The following is a 3,111-nucleotide window of genomic DNA, read 5'->3' as shown; positions in this document are numbered from 1 at the left end:
GTACGGGGTCGGGTTCCGGTCCGGCCGTGACGGGGGCGCCGGATGCGGCCCCCGGCGGCGCCTCGTCGTTCCACGCCATGTGGCGCGAGCTCCTGCCGGTCGGCCGGCACCCGGACAGCGGCGGCTACCGCCGCTACGCCTGGACCGGCGCCGATGCCGAGTGCCGTGCCTGGTTCCGGGCCCAGGCCGAGGCGCGCGGGCTGACCTACGAGGTCGACCGGAACGGCAACCAGTGGGCCTGGCTCGGCGACCCCCTGGCCGGGGACGCCGTCGTCACCGGGTCGCACCTCGACTCCGTGCCGGACGGCGGTGCCTTCGACGGGCCGCTCGGCGTCATCTCCTCCTTCGCCGCGCTCGACGAACTGCGCCGCAGGGGAGTGGAGTTCACCCGGCCGCTGGCCGTCACCAACTTCGGTGACGAGGAAGGGGCCCGCTTCGGGCTCGCCTGCGTGGGCTCCCGGCTCGCCGCCGGGCAGCTGACCGTCGAGGCGGCGCACCGGATCCGCGACGGCGACGGCATCACCCTGCCGCAGGCCATGGAGGCGGCCGGACATGATCCCGGCACCATCGGCCCCGATCCCGAACGGCTCGCCCGCATCGGCGCGTTCGTCGAGCTCCACGTCGAGCAGGGGCGCGCCCTCGACCTCACCGGCGACCCGGTCGGCATCGCCTCCGCGATCTGGCCGCACGGGCGCTGGAGGTTCGACTTCCGGGGCGAGGCCAACCACGCGGGCACCACCCGGCTGGCCGACCGGCGCGACCCGATGCTCACGTACGCCGAGACCGTGCTGGCCGCCCGCCGTGAGGCGGAACTCGCCGGAGCCGTCGCCACCTTCGGCAAGGTCGCCGTCGAGCCGAACGGAGTCAATGCCATCCCCTCCCTGGTCCGGGGCTGGCTCGACTCCCGCGCCGCCGACCAGGACCGTCTGGACGCCGTGGTCGAGGGCATCGAGCGCGCCGCCCGGGAACACGCCGAGCGGGCCGGTGTCGACCTCGACGTCGTGCGCGAGTCCTTCACGCCCGTCGTGGAGTTCGAGCACGCCCTGCGCGACGAGCTCGGCAAGATCCTGGTGGAGCGCGGCGGCCAGGGGCGCGCTGCCGGGCGCGCCGTGCCCGTCCTCGGTACCGGTGCCGGACACGACGCGGGTATTTTGTCCGCTTCGGTCCCGACCGCCATGCTGTTCGTACGGAACCCCACCGGGATCTCGCACTCGCCGGCCGAGCACGCCGCCGAGGACGACTGCGTGGCCGGGGTGATCGCACTCGCCGACGTACTGGAGGGTCTCGCGTGCCGCTGACGACACGGCCGACGCAGCCGACGGGCGGACCCGTCACCGAGACGTACTGGCTGTCCCACGCCTGGCTCGGCACCCACGTCGAGCCGGACGTCGCGCTGGACGTGTCCGGCGGGGTCGTCGTGGGCGTCCGCACCGGCATCACCACCCCGCCACCGGGCGCCACCGTCCTGCGCGGGCTCACCCTTCCCGGGCTCGCCAACACCCACTCGCACGCCTTCCACCGCGCCCTGCGCTCCACGGTCCAGGTCGGCTCCGGCACGTTCTGGACCTGGCGCGAGATCATGTACCAGGTCGCCTCCCGGCTCACCCCCGACTCGTATTTCGACCTGGCCCGCGCGGTGTACGCCGAGATGGCCCTGGCCGGGATCACCGCGGTCGGCGAATTCCACTATCTGCACCACGCGCCGGGCGGCACCCGCTACGACAACCCCAACGCGATGGGGGAGGCGCTGATCGCGGCGGCGGGCGAGGCAGGCATCCGGATCACCCTGCTGGACACCGCGTACCTCGCCGCAGGGTTCGGCGACGGGCCCGAGCGGTACCGGCAGCCCGACCCGCACCAGCTGCGGTTCTCCGACACCACCGCGGACGCCTGGGCCGAACGCGCCTCCCTCCTCGAGGGCGGCGACCACGCCCTGATCGGCGCGGCCGTCCACTCCGTGCGCGCCGTCCCCGCCGCGCAGCTCGCCACCGTGGCAGCCTGGGCCGAGGAACGACGGGCCCCGCTCCATGTCCACCTCTCCGAACAGCCCGCGGAGAACGAGGCGTGCCTCGCGGCCCACGGCCGCACCCCCGCCCGGCTCCTCGCCGACCACGGGGTGCTCGGCCCCCGGACCACCGGCATCCACAACACCCACCTCACCGCCGAGGACATCACCCTCCTCGGCTCCTCGGCGACCGGCACCTGCATGTGCCCCACCACGGAACGCGACCTCGCCGACGGAATCGGCCCGGCCGTCGCCCTTCAGCGGGCCGGTTCGCCGCTCTCCCTCGGCAGCGACAGCCACGCCGTGATCGACCTCTTCGAGGAGGCCCGGGCGATGGAACTCGACGAGCGCCTGCGCACCCGGACCCGCGGCCACTGGACCGCCGCGGCCCTGCTGCGCGCGGCGACCGCCGACGGACACGCCGCCCTCGGCCGGCCCGAGGCGGGCGTCCTCGAACCCGGCGCCCCCGCNCCCCCGCCGATCTGACGACCGTCGCCCTGGACTCCGTCAGAACGGCGGGCCCGGCACCGCGGCTGGCCGCCGAAGCGGTCGTATTCGCCGCCTCCGCCGCCGATGTGCGGCACACGGTCGTGGCGGGCCGGCACATCGTCCGCGACGGGCATCACGCGCTGGTCGAGGACGTCCCCCGGGCACTCGCCTCGGCGATCTCCGCACTGCACCGCTGAGCCCGCCGCCCCCGGGGACGGCGGCTCCGGGAGCGCCCACGACGAGCCCCCGGCCGTCACCCCCAAAACCGCCGACGGCCCCGCGAGCGGCGGGGGTCCCCGGACCGCCGCGCGCAGGGACGGCGGCTCCCCCCGGACCGCCGCCCCCGGGACCGCGACGCGGGCCGCCCCGTACGCCCGTCGGCCGGGTGTCCCGCGCGGCTCCCCGCCCGCCCGGCACACCCCCCGACGAGCCGACCCGCACACCCATACAGAAGGAGAGCAGTCGCCCGATGACGACGACCGCCATCACCAACATCGCCGGCCTGGTCACCAACGACCCCTCCCTCGGTACGGATTCCCCCCTGGGCCTGATCCAGGACGCGGCCGTCGTCATCGACGGCGACCGGGTCGTCTGGACCGGTGGATCAAGCAAAGCAC

General features: G+C 75.2%; 1 protein-coding gene and 3 pseudogenes. All 4 read left to right on the top strand.

The window, feature by feature from the left end; genetic code table 11:
* Positions 1–1,298, top strand: a 1,298-nt coding sequence (locus AMK22_RS37035) for an allantoate amidohydrolase (RefSeq protein WP_443333347.1), incomplete at its 5' end; no start/stop codon positions are given.
* Positions 1,289–2,475 (top strand): annotated as a pseudogene (locus AMK22_RS37030) (formimidoylglutamate deiminase); the annotation flags it as partial. The gene AMK22_RS37035 and the pseudogene AMK22_RS37030, both read left to right, overlap by 10 nt.
* 1 nt (position 2,476) lies before the next feature.
* A pseudogene (locus tag AMK22_RS41680) lies at positions 2,477–2,691 on the top strand (formimidoylglutamate deiminase); the annotation flags it as partial.
* A 248-nt stretch (positions 2,692–2,939) separates the two neighbouring features.
* A pseudogene (locus AMK22_RS41675) lies at positions 2,940–3,111 on the top strand (imidazolonepropionase); the annotation flags it as partial.

Source organism: Streptomyces sp. CB01580, from assembly GCF_001905795.1.
In the GTDB taxonomy this organism is placed as follows: Bacteria; Actinomycetota; Actinomycetes; order Streptomycetales; family Streptomycetaceae; genus Streptomyces.
Note: the sequence above shows the minus strand (reverse complement) of the source record. Positions and strands in the feature narration are given on the sequence as shown.